General features: G+C 44.9%; 11 protein-coding genes and 2 pseudogenes. 10 read left to right on the top strand and 3 right to left on the bottom strand.

What is annotated here, in order from left to right; translation table 11 throughout:
• Positions 1-102 precede the first annotated feature (102 nt).
• Positions 103-246: pseudogene (locus N5E84_RS21525) on the top strand (hydroxylamine reductase); the annotation flags it as partial.
• A 225-nt stretch (positions 247-471) separates the two neighbouring features.
• Here N5E84_RS21525 and N5E84_RS20780 read toward each other — a convergent pair.
• Positions 472-1,914: a glyceraldehyde-3-phosphate dehydrogenase gene (locus N5E84_RS20780; RefSeq protein ID WP_019282627.1), complete on the bottom strand. Its 1,443-nt coding sequence runs from the start codon at positions 1,912-1,914 to the stop codon at positions 472-474.
• A 515-nt stretch (positions 1,915-2,429) separates the two neighbouring features.
• Here N5E84_RS20780 and N5E84_RS21290 point away from each other — a divergent pair.
• The 6 genes and pseudogenes from N5E84_RS21290 to N5E84_RS20745 all read left to right on the top strand — a co-directional run bounded on the left by N5E84_RS21290 (position 2,430) and on the right by N5E84_RS20745 (position 12,369).
• Positions 2,430-5,096 (top strand): annotated as a pseudogene (locus N5E84_RS21290) (ATP-binding protein).
• Positions 5,097-5,208: 112 nt separating this feature from the next.
• Entirely contained in the window at positions 5,209-5,625 is a 417-nt protein-coding gene (locus N5E84_RS20765; protein WP_019282626.1) for a hypothetical protein, read from the top strand.
• A gap of 81 nt (positions 5,626-5,706) precedes the next feature.
• Positions 5,707-7,146, top strand: a complete 1,440-nt coding sequence (locus N5E84_RS20760) for a TolC family protein (protein WP_019282625.1) — start codon at positions 5,707-5,709, stop codon at positions 7,144-7,146.
• Positions 7,147-7,155: 9 nt separating this feature from the next.
• Complete coding sequence (locus N5E84_RS20755) at positions 7,156-8,658, top strand: efflux RND transporter periplasmic adaptor subunit (protein ID WP_019282624.1); 1,503 nt, start codon at positions 7,156-7,158, stop codon at positions 8,656-8,658.
• A complete protein-coding gene (locus tag N5E84_RS20750) occupies positions 8,655-11,783 on the top strand; it encodes an efflux RND transporter permease subunit (RefSeq protein WP_095661355.1) in 3,129 nt (1,042 codons plus the stop codon). Before N5E84_RS20755 ends, N5E84_RS20750 begins: the two co-directional genes overlap by 4 nt.
• Before the next feature lie 76 nt (positions 11,784-11,859).
• The gene (locus N5E84_RS20745; RefSeq protein WP_175418699.1) at positions 11,860-12,369 is read left to right on the top strand and encodes a cupredoxin family protein; all 510 of its coding nucleotides are present in this window, start codon (positions 11,860-11,862) and stop codon (positions 12,367-12,369) included.
• Positions 12,370-12,404: 35 nt separating this feature from the next.
• Here the strand turns inward: N5E84_RS20745 and N5E84_RS20740 are convergent, their stop codons facing one another.
• On the bottom strand, positions 12,405-13,436 hold the full coding sequence (locus N5E84_RS20740) for a LacI family DNA-binding transcriptional regulator (protein ID WP_019282684.1): 1,032 nt from the start codon (positions 13,434-13,436) through the stop codon (positions 12,405-12,407).
• Between the two features lie 244 nt (positions 13,437-13,680).
• On the opposite strand from N5E84_RS20740, the gene N5E84_RS20735 reads away from it, so the two are divergent.
• From N5E84_RS20735 to N5E84_RS20725, 3 genes are read left to right on the top strand one after another with little or no spacing between them, the layout of a single operon-like run.
• A complete protein-coding gene (locus tag N5E84_RS20735) occupies positions 13,681-14,124 on the top strand; it encodes a PTS sugar transporter subunit IIA (protein ID WP_017048182.1) in 444 nt (147 codons plus the stop codon).
• A 55-nt stretch (positions 14,125-14,179) separates the two neighbouring features.
• Positions 14,180-14,467, top strand: a complete 288-nt coding sequence (locus N5E84_RS20730; RefSeq protein WP_069212190.1) for a PTS sugar transporter subunit IIB — start codon at positions 14,180-14,182, stop codon at positions 14,465-14,467.
• Between the two features lie 8 nt (positions 14,468-14,475).
• The gene (locus N5E84_RS20725) at positions 14,476-15,732 is read left to right on the top strand and encodes a PTS ascorbate transporter subunit IIC (RefSeq protein WP_019282681.1); all 1,257 of its coding nucleotides are present in this window, start codon (positions 14,476-14,478) and stop codon (positions 15,730-15,732) included.
• A 61-nt stretch (positions 15,733-15,793) separates the two neighbouring features.
• Here N5E84_RS20725 and N5E84_RS20720 read toward each other — a convergent pair whose 3' ends face one another.
• Entirely contained in the window at positions 15,794-16,237 is a 444-nt protein-coding gene (locus N5E84_RS20720) for a dCMP deaminase family protein (protein ID WP_010319355.1), read from the bottom strand.
• Positions 16,238-17,043: the final 806 nt, after the last annotated feature.

The following is a 17,043-nucleotide window of genomic DNA, read 5'->3' as shown; positions in this document are numbered from 1 at the left end:
ATGTTGTGTCTCTAATTTTTTGGAGTGGTATGGACGATGTTCATTCCCCCAATAATCTTGGGACTCTGACAGACAGTTCAAATTTTGAGTCATTTTGGTGTCTTTGTTTGTGGTGTGAGTGAACTCCCACTGACATTAGTTCTTTCTTGGTTTGAACAAAAGGCGATCGTTATCGATCTGACGCTACTCGCATTGGGTGTGAAAGAAATTTATATCGGACCAACTGCACCAGCATTCCTCATCGAAACTTGATGAATATTTTGCAACCTTTGGCTTTAAATGACCAGAAGGTGCTGCGTGAACAAGGCTATGTCTTAGCGTGTTCGAGCAGATTAGTTTCGGACGTTGAAATCTCATTGAACTGATCACTTCATAAAAAAGCCGCCTTATATCAAAAGGCGGCAAGCAGGGGGAGGTGAGATAAACACTCACTATTATTATGTTGTGGAGATAAAAACAATATTAAGCCGTTTACTGGGCGATAGCTGGGAAAGTTCGGTAACGAACGCCCATCATCTGCTCCATACAATGTACAACTTGGCCGCTGTAGCCAAATTCATTGTCATACCAAATGTAGAGCACGCAGCGGTTGTCTTGAGCGATCGTCGCAGCACCATCAACCACGCCAGCATGGCGAGAGCCAACCAAATCACTGGAGACAATTTCTGTGGAGTCGGTGTAATCAATTTGCGCTGAAAGTGGCGAGCTAAGCGCCATTTCACGTAAATACGCGTTAAGATCTTGCTTATTCACTGCATTGGCTAAGTTGAGGTTAGCCACGGCCATCGACACGTTTGGCGTGGGGACACGAATTGCATTACCGGTTAACTTACCCGCGAGTTCAGGTAACGCTTTTGCAACCGCTTTGGCGGCACCCGTTGAGGTTAACACCATGTTGAGCGATGCGCTGCGGCCACGTCGTTCACCTGAATGGAAATTGTCGATAAGGTTTTGGTCATTGGTAAAAGAGTGCACCGTTTCGATATGGCCAGAAAGTACGCCATATTGATCATGAATCGCTTTCAGCACTGGTGTGATGGCGTTGGTGGTGCAACTAGCGGCTGAGATAATGGTGTCTTCGGGCTGAATATCAGCGTGGTTTACGCCGAACACGATATTTTTAATCTCACCTTTGCCGGGTGCTGTCAGCAGCACTTTACTCACACCTTGGCAGCTCAAGTGTTGACTAAGCCCTTCGCTATCACGCCAAACACCAGTATTGTCGACCACTAACGCGTTATGAATACCATAGTGTGAATAATCAACCTCTTGCGGCTTATTGGCGTAGATGATTTGGATATAATTGCCGTTGGCAATAATGGCCTTGCGAGCCTCATCGATGATGATGCTGCCGTTAAACTGGCCATGAACTGAGTCACGGCGTAGCAAGCTTGCCCGTTTTTCTAAATCTCCTGCTTTACCCCCACGAACGACAATCGCTCGCAAGCGCAGTGGATAGCCCGGGCCACTTTTTTCTATCAAAAGACGAGTCAGCAAGCGACCAATACGACCAAAACCGTACAGCACCACATCCTTAGGTTCACTGAGTGTTTCACCATTCAACGCACCATTAAGCGCCGTTAGCAGGTAATCCTCAAGGCCATGTTCATCATCATGTTGTTGCCAAAATTGATGAGCAAGTTGGCCAATGTCGATACGGCATGGCGACAGAGCAAGCGTGGTCAACTTTTGTAAAATCGACATCGTTTGCTGGGTTGAAAGCACCTCACCTGTGTAGCGACGAACAACACGATGTGCCTTGATGATATCAATGGTGGTGGCGTTGATGAGTGTTTTTCCAAACAAAACCACTTCAACACCTTGTTGGCGATAAAGCTGGCCGATGAGGGGGGACATGGATTCAGCAATCGTTTGGCTGGCTTGCCAGTCTGAGAGATGTTTCTCTGGGCTCATATTGACTTGGGACCTTTCACGTTATGTTAAGCAGTAATGTTCACAGTGTAGGGCTGGTGAACGCGTATCTTGCACGGTCATCTGTGCTGAGATACAAGTCGATGTTTATTGTTGTTTTTATGTGGCCGGATTGTAAATGTGGAATGGTTATTCTGCTAGCAAAAATAATAGCGACATTTTTTACTGAAAACTAGGTAAAAATCAGCGTATTGAGTGGTTTTTGGCGGTGGTTAGAGATATTGACAAATTCTAAAGTCGCGACTTATTTTGTGATGATAATGGTCTGCTTCAAATATTTGATGCCTGAGGTTTTTTCTTTTTCATAAAAATGAGATTAGATTCAAATTGTTATCTTAAAATATGGTGAGTTTTCGGTTAATTCACCATTACGCTTATTGGATGAATCGTGACGCGCAACGCTTTAGTTACCGCGCTGGTTTTATCTTAATAAGAGCGCAGACGCATAAAATAACGTCTACTATTTAACCATTGGCTAGGATGTATTACTTCCAAGGATGATAACAATGGTAATACTTACCCACTTCTCAATTAAGGCACGGTTGTTCTTACTCTGCCTCATACCAACACTGGTTATTCTGGCTGTGGCATGGCGTCTATTCCTCCCATTTGAAAGCCGTTTAGACACATACCATGTGTTGAACCAAAAGATTGGAGCAATTAATCAGGTCACCACCAGTTCAGCCCTTTTTTATACCTTGCTCAGTGTGCAGTTGCGCAGCGAAAATAGCGAGGACTCTCGGCCGCAGCTCAAGCAGGAGTTAGCTGAATCGCTGGATAAAATTGTGCTGGATACAGGTTCTACAAATAGTCATTTTGGGAGTAAAAGCAACCGTACATTGATAGAAAACCGTGTGCTTGACCTTCACCATTTGTTGGATGAGTTGCCGTCGGCCTCACAAAGCGAGACCCTAGAATTAGGCCACCAAGTATTTAATCTTTTGTATGAAGTGATGGCCGATCTGCAAAAAACCAACAGTTTTCTTGCGCCTGTTGATATCCATACCTTGGATCTGGTGTATAGCGACCTGCATTGGTTTGCATTTTGGGTGCAAAAAGAGGCGTGGTTAATCAAAGAATTAACCATTGATCAAGAGGTGTTTCAATCTCGACAAACAGAATACTTTCAAGCTGTTGAGCGCCAGCAACAATACTTCGAACGTATCATTGATAACGGCGCTCCACTCGAACAACTGGTGCAGTTGTTTACGCAACCTGAATTTCGCCAAGCTGCTTTGATTCGCGAAAAAATCGTTAGTAATGAAGCGGATCCTCAAGCATTAGCTTCTTATGTCAAAAATGTGGAAGAGCGTTACTTGGCGATAGATAAACTGGTGCAAAGTGTCAACCAACACTTATCGGCTCAACTGAATGTGCGCCTCCAGCAAGAAAAAATGGGTATGTTAAGTATATCGGCATCGCTGTTGGTCGTGCTGGCGCTGCTGTTTGTGCTAGGAGCAAGTACCTCATACCGCATCTCGTCAAAGCTTAAGCGGATCATCAATACCATGAGTCGATTGCGTGAAAAGCAGAACGGCATTGAACAGATCCCGATTGATGGCAAAGATGAGTTTTCCCGCTTTACAATCAATCTCAACCATATTATTGAGAAACAGCAACAGTACGAGAGTGCTTTGGTGGAAACAAAGGAAGCGGCAATTGCCGCTAATCGAGCCAAAAGCGCGTTCTTAGCCAATATGTCGCATGAGATCCGAACGCCTCTTAATGGCATTATCGGTATGACTGAAATATTGTCACGCAGCGAGTTTACGGGGAATGAACGTGAAATCCTGGCCGATATTGATACCTCTTCGCAAGCGTTGCTGATCTTGATTAACGATATTCTCGATTTATCTAAAATTGAATCAGGCAACTTGGAGCTTGCTCCGCATCGCTTTGAACTCGCTGAATTGGTATACGACACGGTGAACTTGGTGAACGCGAAAGCGTTGAGCCAGCATATCGAGCTTAATATTTATCTCGACCCTACATTACCTCGTTTTATCATCGCGGATGAATATCGTCTGAAGCAGGTCCTGATGAACTTGTTGTCCAATGCGGTGAAATTTACCAAAGATGGCTATGTCAACACTGGCTTAACCTTAGAAACGGGCGATATAACCTCGATACGTTTTGCTGTATCCGATACGGGAAGTGGCATCGATAAATAGATGTTGAATACGATTTTTGATCCCTTTATTCAAGAAGATAGCAGTATTACCCGTCGTTTTGGCGGGACTGGGCTAGGGTTGGCTATCTGCCGTCAATTAGTCGATCTGATGCAGGGTGACATTCATGTACAGTCCACTAAAGGCTTAGGTAGCTGCTTTGAATTTGTCGTTCCCATTAAGGTTGCCGAAGATCAGCCGCAAGTTGAGCCTCTTGCCACGCAGGCGTTGTTAATTACCAATATGTCTAACTACTCATCCGCTATTCGGCGTGAATGCGTTCAATGGGGGATTCAACTCAATGAAGCACGTGATGTTGAACAAGCAGTCAAGAGTGGGCTTAGCGCCGTATGTATTTTATATTGCCAAAGCTTAAGCCACAGCGTGCAATCGGATCTCATTGCGCTGCGTGAGCATTTTTCCAGTGCAAAAATAGTGGTTCTGCAGCATCACTTGTTCGTCAACAAAGACGCAATTCATCTTGCGCAGGCAAGCATCACGTTGCCTTTTTTAGGGGCGCGTTTTGAGCGTGTCCTCAAAGCATTAGTAGCCGATACAGAGACGGCTTTAACGCCAGTCGAGGAGAGTCAGTTAGACTACTTAGAGTGCAATCATAAGCGTATTTTGATTGTTGAAGACAATTTGATGAACCAAAAAATCGCCAGCTTCTTCCTTGAAAAAGCAGGGATTGGTTATGTGGTGGCCAACAATGGGCAAGAAGCGGTAGATGCCATCACCCAAGGGGGACATTTTGCTGCGGTGTTAATGGACTGCATGATGCCAGTGATGGATGGCTTAACCGCGACTAAGAAAATCCGCGAATGGGAAAAAGAGCAAGGCGTTGAAAAATTACCCATTATCGCCTTAACCGCCAGCGTTTTGGAGGAGGATATTAAAAGCTGCTTTGACGCGGGCATGGATGCGTATTTGCCCAAACCTTATAAATCCAAGCAACTTTTTGATATTTTTAGCGATCTGCAAGTGGCGAACTCTTGAGAAGATAGCCTAATCGCTATTTTTATCGATTTTCGAAATTTAAATTAATTGACCTTACCCCTAGGGCAAGCTTTAGTCTGTGGGAGTTTTCAGTCAGATAGTGATATTGGATATGCAACTTTCGCTGCATACAATTTGGGTTTCCATGTTGGTGATGATGACGCTGCTTGCTTCAAGCTTAGTGTCTAGCGCACCTTTAATGGCGATCACAATGTCACCGATTTCGGCTGTATCCCATTCAGTGAATGATGATGCAAACCCGCCGCAACACTGCTCAAATATGAACGCCGCGCACCATGATTCCGATGCAAGTGACATGACTTCATCAGCGATGAGTAACGATTGTATCGATCACAGCGACCAAGGTGCTGATTCCTGTTGCAGCGTCATGTGCATGACCACGTTAGCTTTCTTTATCACTGAACACCAACCCTTCACACCTCACGCGGTTTTATTGTTGATCAATGCAGAAGCAACGCGTGGCATTGTGATGGTCGCTCGCTCACTTTACCGTCCCCCTATCGCTTAATTTCCCTTTCATTACGCTTATGGCGTGTTTGTGCGGCCTTTAACTAGGTGCGTGACTCTCTGTTGCATCTCAATCTTTGCGATGCATGAAAGATGGAATTTTATTGTGAACCTTAAACTCTCTGTGATCGCTTGGTCGATCAGTATAGTGGGCGTTTTGTCATTCCCCTTAATGGTGAGGGCAGCCCCACTAGACCCACTAGAAGCGATGGCCCAGCCTGATTCGCATGCAAAACAATTAGCTCAGCTGATTGACGCTGCATTATCGAATGATGCCGTCCGCAAGCAATATTTTGCTCAATCTCAAGCAATACAAGAAACGGGAATTGCCAGTTCAACCCTAATGGATCCTAAGATCAAAGTTGGCTTTGGTGGTTTGCCCATTGATAGTTTTAAGTTTGATGAAGATCCTATGACTAACATTTCTGTGGGTTTAATGCAGCAGTTTGAACGGGGTTCAAGCTTGGCATTACAAGCGAAAAAAGCAAAGCAACAAGCCAGTGGCGTTGCGCTTCAGGTTAATTTACGTGAGTTGGAAGTGGCAAACAGCATGACTCAATTATGGTTAGAGTTAGGCTACCAACAACGCGCTGAACGTATCGTGCGGGCAAACCAAACCTTAATGCGTGAGCTGGCTGGTTTTATTGAAACGAACTATTCATTAGGTAAAAGCGAAGCGCAAGATCTGCTGCAAGCGCAGTTACAAGTTTCCAAGTTGGACGAAAAATTACAAGCCAATCAACAAATACAGCAACGTATTGTGTCGCAATTATCCGAATGGTTAGGTAGCGCTTGGTTGGTTGAACAGCCGATGTTAGCCGCTGAAGAGTCAGTGAACTGGTCCCGTTTAGATGCGCAATTGGCGGCCATTAATGGCAGCACCACTCACTATGCTTTATTGGTCACTCACCCGATGGTCGGCATGGCAGAAGCGACAATTCACACCAACCAAACGCAAGTCGAAATAGCACAAACGGCCTATCAACCTCAGTTTGGTGTCGAAGTGATGTACGCCTATCGCCAAGCAAGCAGCATGCAAGGTGGGTCCGCAGCCGATATGGTCAGTGCTTATCTCACCATGGATATCCCGCTGTTTACAGGGAACCGTCAAGATAGAAATCACGCGGCGGCGCAATATCAAGTGGGCGCGGCTAAATCACAGCGTGACGTTCTATTGGCGCAGATGAATGCCAAAGTGAATGCCTTACTGGTTGATAAAACGAACCTCGAACAGCGTTTATCGCGCTATCAAACCACCTTATTAACGCAAGCGAAAGCGCGCACTCAAGCGGTTGAGAGAGGCTATGAAAACAATACCTCCCAGTTTAATGATGTCGTCAGTGCCGCCAGCGATGAATTGGCGTTACAACTAGAGCAAGTACGCCTAATGGCCGATCTAAATCTAACCAAAAGTAACCTTGCTTATCTGTTAAATGGGTTCGATTTTCAAGTTAGCGCCCCTTCACTTACCTCTTTAGAAACACTTACGTCTGTAGAAAAACTTACGCCTGTAGAAAAGTAGGAGAACTCAATGAAATCATTAAACATAGCCGTACTTTCCTTAGCGATAGGTGGATTACTGGGGTTTGGCATTAATCAATACCTGTCTGGTCATGATATGGAGGCGATGAACTCAGCCAAAGCCACATCTGAACCGCTGTATTGGGTTGCGCCGATGGACCCAAACTATAAACGCGATAAACCGGGTAAGTCGCCGATGGGGATGGACCTCATCCCGGTGTACACCGAATCGCTGACGCAAGCACAAGAGAAGAGTGGCACGGTGACCATCAGTGCTGCGGTCGAAAATAACCTAGGTGTGAAAACGCAACCCGTGGTGTTTGCGCCGTTATCTCCACGCATTGAGACAGTGGGCTACATTGCATTTGATGACAGTTTATTGTGGCAAACGAACGTTCGCGTTGCCGGTTGGGTTGAAAAACTGAACATTAATGCGGTTGGAGAGCGGGTACGTAAAGGCGATGTCTTATTTACGCTCTACTCACCAGAGCTGGTTAAAGCGCAAGAGGAGCTGTTAAATGCTCACCAAGCCAGCCGTGAAAGTTTACTGAAAGGCGCAACCGAGCGTTTGGTTTCACTGGGGGTTGATCGTGAACAGATCAGACAGATTATTACTCGAGGCAAAGCCACTCAATCGATAGAGGTCAAAGCCATTGCTGATGGGGTGATTGCGAGTTTGAATATTCGCGAAGGGGGTTACTTATCGCCAGCGCAAGCGGTGATAAGCGCAGGCCCTTTAAGCGAAGTGTGGGTCGATGCTGAGGTATTTGAGCGCCAAGCACATTGGATTACGTCGGGTAGTTTAGCGTCAATGACACTGGATGCTCTTCCCGGCAAGGAGTGGCAAGGGAAGATAGATTACGTCTATCCCATTTTGGATCCGAAAACCCGAACGCTGCGTATGCGTTTGAAATTTCTTAACCCGAATGGAGAGTTGAAGCCTAACATGTTCGCCAATATCGCGTTGCAGCCCGTATCGCAACAAGCGGTGCTCACCATTCCTAAATCAGCAGTTATTCATTCGGGCGGCATGACGCGAGTCGTACTTGCTGAAGGAAATGGCAAATACCGCTCAGCAAGGATTAAAGTTGGCCGCGAAGCAGGCGAACACCTTGAAGTTTTACAAGGGTTAACGGAGCAAGACACGGTCGTCACGTCGGCGCATTTCCTATTAGATTCAGAGTCGAGCCAAAGCGCTGATTTGTCGCGAATTAACGGAGTGGAAGCTGCCAATGAAGCGTGGTTAACGGGTGATGTCAGCACATTGATGGCAGATTTTGGGATGATCACTCTCAATTACAAACCAGTAAGCAAATGGGGTTGGCAAGCAGGTCAGATCAATTTCACGGTCGACGAGGCGTTGGATCTCAGCTTATTTGCTGAAGGGCAAACGGTTCGATTTTTAGTGGCAAAACAGGGTGACGAATATGTACTAAAAGCACTGGAAGCGAGTGAGCAGGCAAGTAGTGCGACGAACATGACTGCAGCAGAAACGTTAGGAGGTCAACAATGATCGGTGCGATTATTCGTTGGTCGATCAATAACCGATTTTTGGTATTGGTGGCGGCTCTGTTTCTCACTTTGGGCGGACTTTACAGTGTAAAGAACACGCCTGTTGATGCTTTACCGGATCTCTCAGATGTGCAAGTGATCATCAAAACCAGCTATCCCGGCCAAGCGCCGCAGGTAGTGGAAGATCAGGTCACTTACCCGCTCACAACGGCGATGCTTGCCGTTCCGGGGGCAGAAACGGTCCGTGGTTATTCATTCTTCGGTGATTCCTACGTCTACATCATCTTTGATGATAAAACCGACATGTATTGGGCTCGCTCGCGGGTATTGGAATATCTAAGCCAAGTGACACCAAAACTGCCACCCAATGCCAAACCAACCTTGGGGCCCGATGCGACGGGGGTTGGCTGGATCTACAGTTATGTACTGCAAGATAAAACCGGCCAACACGATCTTGCACAGCTACGCAGTTTGCAAGATTGGTTTTTGAAGTACGAGCTGCAAACGGTGAATGGTGTCTCCGAAGTGGCTACCGTTGGCGGCATGGTTAAGCAGTATCAAGTGCAAATTGATCCGGCAAAGCTACGCGCTTATAACCTGACTTTGCAACAAATCAATGCGGCGATCCAAAATGGTAACCAAGAGTCGGGAGCGTCAGTGATTGAGGTTGCGGAAGCCGAACACATGGTACGCACCAGCGGCTATCTGACTAGCATTGATGACATTAAAGCGCTACCACTGAAAGTGACCGATAAAGGAACGCCATTATTGTTAGGTGATGTGGCGGATATTAACCTCGGCCCACAAATGCGTCGTGGTATTTCTGAGTTTAACGGTGAAGGAGAAGCGGTTGGAGGTGTGATCGTGATGCGTTTTGGCGAAAATGCTAGCCAAGTGATTGATGACGTCAAAGCGAAATTGACTGATCTCCAACGCAGTTTACCGGAAGGTGTCGAAATTGTTGCCACTTATGATCGTTCAACCTTGATCAATCAAGCCGTTGAAAACCTTTGGCATAAGCTAGCAGAAGAGTTCATTGTCGTTGCGGTCGTGTGTGCGCTGTTTTTATTCCATATCCGCTCATCACTAGTGATTGCTTTGAGTTTGCCCGTGGGCATTCTATCGGCGTTTATTGTGATGCACTGGCAAGGTATCAATGCCAACATCATGTCACTTGGGGGGATCGCCATTGCTATCGGTGCTATGGTCGATGGGGCGATTGTGATGATCGAAAATGTGCATAAACATATTGAACGCACCCCACTGACCGACAAAAATCGCTGGCAGGTGATTGGCAAAGCCGCTGAAGAAGTCGGTGCGCCACTATTTTTCTCACTACTTATCATTACGTTAAGTTTTGTGCCCGTCTTCGCACTCGAAGGCCAAGAAGGTAAGATGTTCTCGCCATTGGCGTTTACTAAAACCTATGCCATGGCCGCCGCTGCAGGTTTAGCGATCACGCTCGTCCCTGTTCTTATGGGCTATTTTGTGCGTGGCAATATTATTTCCGAGCACAAAAATCCTATCAATAAAGGGCTTGTGGCACTTTATCGTCCACTACTCAACCTGAGTTTGCGTTATCCCAAAAGCATGATTGTATTGGCTTTGGCATTAATGGCTTCCGCTTATTACCCAATGAGCAAATTAGGCAGTGAGTTTATTCCGCCATTAGATGAAGGCGATCTCATGTACATGCCGACAACCTATCCAGGGATCTCGATTGGTAAGGCGCGTGAGCTATTGCAGCAAACCAATAAACTCATCAAAACCGTACCAGAGGTCAAAACCGTGTGGGGCAAAATGGGGCGTGCAGAAACCGCAACCGATCCCGCGCCCTTAACCATGATTGAAACGGTGATCCAACTTAAACCTCGCGATCAATGGCGTGAAGGCGTAACCACAGAATCGCTACGTAAGGAATTTGACAGCTTAGTGCAATTTCCGGGGTTAACCAACGCGTGGGTGATGCCAATCAAAACACGCATCGATATGTTAGCTACAGGGATCAAAACGCCGATTGGTATCAAGATAGCGGGTCCCGATCTCAAACAGATTGAAGCCATCGGTGCGCAGCTTGAACCTATCCTTAACCGCGTTCAAGGCACGGCATCGGTTTATGCTGAACGTGTGGCTGGTGGACGTTATGTAACGATAGACATCAATCGGTTACAAGCGGCGCGCTATGGGCTAAGCATTAAAGATGTGCAACAAGTGGTTTCAACCGCAGTAGGGGGCATGAATGTAGGGGAAACCATTGAGGGGTTAGAGCGTTACCCGATCAATGTACGTTACCCGCAAGATTACCGTGATTCGGTAGTGAAGCTGCAAAACTTACCTTTGGTGACTCAAAACGGTGCACGTTTGGCCTTGGCCGATGTGGCTGATATTCGCTACGAAGACGGCCCGCCGATGATCAAAACCGAAAACGCACGGCCAAACGGCTGGGTCTTTGTCGATATTGATGGACGCGATCTCGGTTCATATGTGGCAGAGGCGCAACAAGCGGTAGCGGAGCAATTACAGCTGCCAGCGGGATATTCTCTCGTATGGTCTGGTCAATATGAATACATGGAGCGAGCCAAAGCACGCTTGAGCGTCGTCGCACCGATCACGATCGCAATCATCATGTTGCTACTCTATTTCAGTTTCCGTCGAATCGGAGAGGTGTTGATCATTATGGCGACATTGCCGTTGGCGATGGTGGGTGGCGTGTGGTTGATGCACTACCTTGGCTACAACTTTTCAATCGCCGTGGGAGTGGGCTTTATTGCACTTTCAGGTGTTGCGGTAGAAATTGGCGTGATCATGCTCGTTTATTTAAACCAAGCTTGGCACTACAAAAAAATTGATGCGCAAGAAAATGGTGCGGTCATTGACAGCCAAGATCTCATCAATGCCATTGGCGAAGGAGCAGGACAGCGCGTGCGCCCAGTCATGATGACGGTACTGACAGTTATTATTGGCCTGATCCCGATTATGTATGGCACGGGAACCGGTTCGGAGGTAATGCAGCGCATTGCCGCCCCCATGATTGGAGGCATGGCTTCAGCACTATTGCTCACATTATTGGTTCTACCTGCGGTATTCAAGTTATGGAAAAACCGTGAAATCGCAACACTCAAATAGCGTGCAGCTGGCAAAGTAAAAGCTAAGCACTAATCGGAAAATAAATAGTAACTGGATGAATTTAAGGAAAATCAAAATGAAAAAAGCACTAATTACACTTTCACTGGCGTTGTTCACTTCTTCTGTCATGGCTGAAATGGATCATAGCAAAATGGATCATGGCAGCATGGTGATGAAGCAAACAGACACGATGAACATGGCGATGGATGACATGTCAGAAGTCGGCATGCCTGCCAAAGGAGCCAAACCCGATAAAGTGGTGCATGTTTTACTCTCGGATGACATGAAAATCACCTTCAAAAAGGAGGTGAATATTGAACCCGATGATGTGGTGCAATTTGTCGTTATGAACACAGGCAAAATTGAGCACGAATTTTCGATTGGTTCAGCCGCCGAGCAGCTAAAACACCGAGAAATGATGCGCCAAATGGGCAATCATAAACACGATGGTGGCAGTGTCGTCACCGTGGCACCGGGTAAAGCGAAACAACTGTCATGGCACTTCCATGGTGATAATAATGTTGAGTTCGCCTGCAATATACCCGGCCATGCTGAAGCTGGGATGATTAAGAAAATTCAGCTGTAAGCCTGTAAGCCACCTTGTTGATTGCGACAAGGTGATCACGGACGAACGGTACTAGCTCGTTTTTGTAACTGGAAGCCAACGTTTGTTGATTCCAGTTCAAGAGTTTGTTCTTTGATTTGTTTTAATAAGCGCTCAGCGGCCAAAAGACCAAGCTGTTCATAATTGACATGAGCGGCACTAATGGCTGGAAAAGCATACTGACAAAGAGATGATCCATCCAAACAGATGATGGCCATTTCCGTAGGAACTTTAATCAGCCTACGCTGACACTCGAATAATACTCCCAGAGCTATTTCTTCGTGGCTACATACCACAGCATCAAGCGTTGAGTCCCTTAATAACAATTTAGAAATTCCTTCCTTACCTAAGTGTGCAGAGGGAGCTTCATGAGTTGTTAGAAAGTGATCAGGTGCTTGGTAGTTATCAATTAATGCGCTTTGCCAACCCCGCAGTTCATTTCTTAGAACGGAGTGGTGGCTACGTGCTCCAATAAACCCTATATTTTGATATCTATTTTCAATGAGATGTTGAGTACATTGTTTGCCAACTTTGTAGTAATCAACGCCGACATTCAGATACGTTGATGACTCATTCAACTCAGCAATTTCAATGACGGGAATGTTAGCGCGTTGAAGAAGTTGGTGACTTTTTGAACTGTGCTCGCTTCCGAATAGCACAACAGCTGCTGGTTGACTTTCCAAGAAAGTGGCTAATAGTTTCTCTTCATTATCAATGGAATAATCACTATAACCGAGCAGTAACTGGTATCCCTGACGGTTAAGCGAATGTTGGAAATTGGGTAAAAACACAGCGCAAGATTTTTCAATTAGCGATGGGATGATTAATGCTATTGAATAGTTTTCGCCAGATGCTAAAGCGCCAGCTGCTTTATTTGGGATATAACCTAGTTCTTCAACAACAAATTCTATTTTTTCTCTTAGTTTGCTAGAAACAAGCTCAGGTGTTCTTAATGCTCTTGATACCGTCATTGTGCCAACACCCGCCTTAGCTGCGACATCGGCAATGGTAACCTTTCCCGTGCTTCTACGTTTTCGCGATTCGCTCATATTTATCTTCATGTTATTAATAAGTTAGCGATGTGATTTTAACACACACACTCGGGCGTGTTGATATTACCGTATAACTATTGTTGCACCGATACATGAAATACTATGATTTCAATAAATGATAGCGCTATCACAAATCAAGCCAACACATAAAGATAGCGCTACCATTTGTGATTTCGATCTGGTTTTCTATTTGGATAGACAGATAAATTGATGCTACCTATTCATATCAAGAACCTAAAAAATGTTACGTGAACTATTAACCGAAGACGTTATTCGAGTGCATAAATCGGCTGACGACTGGCAAGATGCAATTCGCAAAGCATGTCAACCATTGATTGAAAATAAGGCCATTAATCCAAGTTATGTTGAGGCTATATTTCGGTCACATAGGGAGCTCGGTCCTTATTATGTTGTTGGACCTGGAATGGCGATGCCTCATGCTCGACCTGAAGATGGGGTTAATCGTTTAGCATTTGGCCTAACGGTAATTCAAGATGGAGTTAACTTTAATTCGGATGGCAATGATCCTGTAAAAATGCTGGTTACTTTGGCCGCGACAGATAGCAATAGTCACGTAGATGCAATATCTAAATTAGCCGAATTATTTATGAATGAAGAAGACGTAGAATATATCTGCTCAGCCAAATCTGTTGAAGATATTTTGCGTGTTATCCAAGACTATTAATAGTAAAAACACGATAAATAATAGTAAAAATACAATAAAGCAGAGGGTGAATATAATGAAAATTATGGTAGTTTGCGGCCACGGCCTAGGTACAAGTTTGATGATGGAAATAAGCATAAAAAATATAGTGAAAGATCTAAATGTTGACGCTGAAATCGACCACATAGATTTAGGTTCCGCAAAGGGGACCGTTTGCGACATCTTTATTGGTACAAATGATATAACAGACCAACTAAAATCATTGGGTGTTGAGCCTAAGATTGTGAGTTTGGATAATATGGTCGATAAAAAAGCAATGAAAGAAAGTTTGTCAGCGGCTCTTCAAGAACTTGGTGTGTTGTAGGAGGCACTATGGAATTCTTTAATTTTTTAATGAATGACGTGCTTTCTGAGCCAGCAGTGTTAGTTGGCTTGATCGCATTAATAGGTTTGATCGCACAGAAAAAACCATTGACGGAATGCATTAAAGGTACCGTGAAAACTATTTTGGGCTTCATTATTCTTGGAGCTGGTGCGGGGCTAGTTGTTGGTTCGCTAGGAGATTTTGCGACCATATTTCAGCATGCTTTTGGCATTACTGGTGTCGTTCCAAATAATGAAGCCATCGTGTCTATTGCTCAAAAGTCATTTGGTAAAGAAATGGCGATGATCATGTTTTTCGCGATGCTGGTAAATATATTGATTGCACGCCTTACACCATGGAAATTTATATTCTTAACAGGGCACCACACTTTATTTATGTCGATGATGGTGGCTGCAATTTTGTCATCAAGCGGTATGTCCGGTATTCCATTGATTGCCCTAGGTTCCATTGTCGTTGGTAGTGTTATGGTGTTTTTCCCAGCAATTGCACATCGATATATGCGTCAAGTTACAGGTTCTGACGATGTTGCTATTGGTCACTTCTCTACACTTTCTTATGTATTAGCTGGTTTTATTGGTAGTAAATTTGGTAATAAAGAACATTCTACGGAAGATATGAATGTTCCTAAAAGTTTACTATTTTTACGTGATACACCCGTTGCGATCTCATTTACTATGGGCATCATCTTTATGGTGACCTGTCTATTTGCTGGTGGGGAATTTGTGCGTGAAGTGAGTGGTGGAAAACATTGGTTTATGTTTGCGCTGATGCAATCTATTACGTTTGCGGGGGGTGTATATGTCATCTTACAAGGTGTACGTATGGTTATTGCTGAAATTGTTCCTGCGTTTAAAGGTATTTCAGACAAACTAGTTCCTAATGCTAAACCAGCATTAGATTGTCCTGTGGTATTCCCCTATGCCCCAAATGCTGTCTTAGTCGGCTTTCTATCTAGTTTTCTTGCTGGCTTATTAGGTATGTTCTTACTCTACATTATGGGTTTGACAGTGATTATTCCTGGGGTTGTTCCACACTTCTTTGTTGGTGCTGCCGCAGGGGTATTTGGTAATGCCACAGGTGGGCGTCGTGGTGCTATTTTGGGCGCATTTGCGCAAGGTTTATTGATCACGTTCTTACCTGTATTTTTAATGCCAGTGCTTGGAAACCTAGGTTTTGCTAACACAACGTTTAGTGATGCTGATTTTGGCGCAGTTGGTATTTTACTCGGCCTGATTGTTCGTTAACACTCCCAAACAAAAACCGCCCTTCCAATTTGGCAGGGCGGTTTTTTTGACCATTGATTAATTATTTCAAATCACTAAGCGGTAGCCAGTTTACTTTAACACCCGCTTGTAAAAACATATCTTGGCTGACTTTGATCTTATCACCCCAACGGGATAAGAAGTCTTCTGTTTGTTCTGGGCAGTGTACTGCGGAAATCCCAGTTTGAATGATTTTTGCTGCACAGTTTGGGCAAGGAAAATGTGTCACATAAATTTCGCAACCATCCAAATCACGCTTGGCGAATAGGATGGCATTTTCCTCAGCATGCAGTGTTTTGAGGTATTTCATATCACGATCATCGGTGCCTGCACTGTCTGAAATACCATGCGGGTAACCGTTAAATCCAACCGAAACGATGCGATTTTGCTTAGTGATCACTGCGCCGACTTGCGTGGAGGGATCTTTACTCCAAGAGCCAACAAGTTCTGCCATTTGGTAAAAGCGCTGTGCCCATTTCGAAATCATGTGTTGTTCCTCTGACGATTTTCTTGCATTTCCTCAGTAGCGAGGGAGATGTGTGATTAAGATCGACATTAATATCCTAGTTTTCTCACACTTAGTCTAGAGCAATTCTCATTTCTAAACAGAATTCAGCCGTGCCAATCAGTATTAGAGTGAGAGCTCTATCTCATTTCGTGCGGGTATCTTAGCTGCGGCGATAGGCAATTATAGGATTAAGTTTGTGAGAGATCTCTTACACGTATCGTGAGACTTTAACGTTTTGCTATGCAATAAAAAGAGATTGAAATTTTTAATTATTTGAATTTAAATTATAATTTTCATTTTGTGTCTTTCTGGCAGAGAAAAAACAACAGGTGGGGGATTGCTGAAAAAAGTGAAATCCGTAATCTGAAGTTGTCAGCAGGAAGCGGACACGGAACAGGAAAGACCCAAGGATAGGTCATCTTCAGGACGAAGATTCGATAATTCAGGAAGGATGATCGGCAAGGATAGCGAAGGACATTAGCTGGATGCTGAATAACTAGGATGGTTATCAAGGAAAGTTAATGGACGGTGCAAAGGAAAAGTGCACACATCTGTCGGGACGACGGAGTTAAGGACACCGCTAGGAAGGCGATGAAAGGGAATGCGCTGAGGGAATCAGCAGACTATCAAGGAATTGATGCAGGGAGCACTTATCAGTAGCTGGATTGCTGCGAGTAAGAACTGAAACCCCACTAAGCGAGAGCTTAGTGGGGTTTTCTTTATTTTGGTTACCTGAAAATAATGGCCACCTGAAAATAATAAGTGGTGAGGTTAACATTGCTTCC

It is taken from the genome of Vibrio sp. J502 (assembly GCF_025397955.1).
GTDB lineage: Bacteria > Pseudomonadota > Gammaproteobacteria > Enterobacterales > Vibrionaceae > Vibrio > Vibrio anguillarum.
This window is presented reverse-complemented; position numbering and strand designations above follow the sequence as displayed.

What these genes read in the sequence shown, in the direction of transcription:
- N5E84_RS20750 (WP_095661355.1), top strand. Translation starts at nt 8,655, where the DNA reads ATGATCGGTGCGATTATTCGTTGGTCGATCAATAACCGATTTTTGGTA.
- N5E84_RS20720 (WP_010319355.1), bottom strand. Translation starts at nt 16,237, where the DNA reads ATGATTTCGAAATGGGCACAGCGCTTTTACCAAATGGCAGAACTTGTT.
- N5E84_RS20740 (WP_019282684.1), bottom strand. Translation starts at nt 13,436, where the DNA reads ATGAGCGAATCGCGAAAACGTAGAAGCACGGGAAAGGTTACCATTGCC.
- N5E84_RS20745 (WP_175418699.1), top strand. Translation starts at nt 11,860, where the DNA reads ATGAAAAAAGCACTAATTACACTTTCACTGGCGTTGTTCACTTCTTCT.
- N5E84_RS20755 (WP_019282624.1), top strand. Translation starts at nt 7,156, where the DNA reads ATGAAATCATTAAACATAGCCGTACTTTCCTTAGCGATAGGTGGATTA.
- N5E84_RS20765 (WP_019282626.1), top strand. Translation starts at nt 5,209, where the DNA reads ATGCAACTTTCGCTGCATACAATTTGGGTTTCCATGTTGGTGATGATG.
- N5E84_RS20780 (WP_019282627.1), bottom strand. Translation starts at nt 1,914, where the DNA reads ATGAGCCCAGAGAAACATCTCTCAGACTGGCAAGCCAGCCAAACGATT.
- N5E84_RS20760 (WP_019282625.1), top strand. Translation starts at nt 5,707, where the DNA reads ATGCATGAAAGATGGAATTTTATTGTGAACCTTAAACTCTCTGTGATC.
- N5E84_RS20725 (WP_019282681.1), top strand. Translation starts at nt 14,476, where the DNA reads ATGGAATTCTTTAATTTTTTAATGAATGACGTGCTTTCTGAGCCAGCA.
- N5E84_RS20730 (WP_069212190.1), top strand. Translation starts at nt 14,180, where the DNA reads ATGAAAATTATGGTAGTTTGCGGCCACGGCCTAGGTACAAGTTTGATG.
- N5E84_RS20735 (WP_017048182.1), top strand. Translation starts at nt 13,681, where the DNA reads ATGTTACGTGAACTATTAACCGAAGACGTTATTCGAGTGCATAAATCG.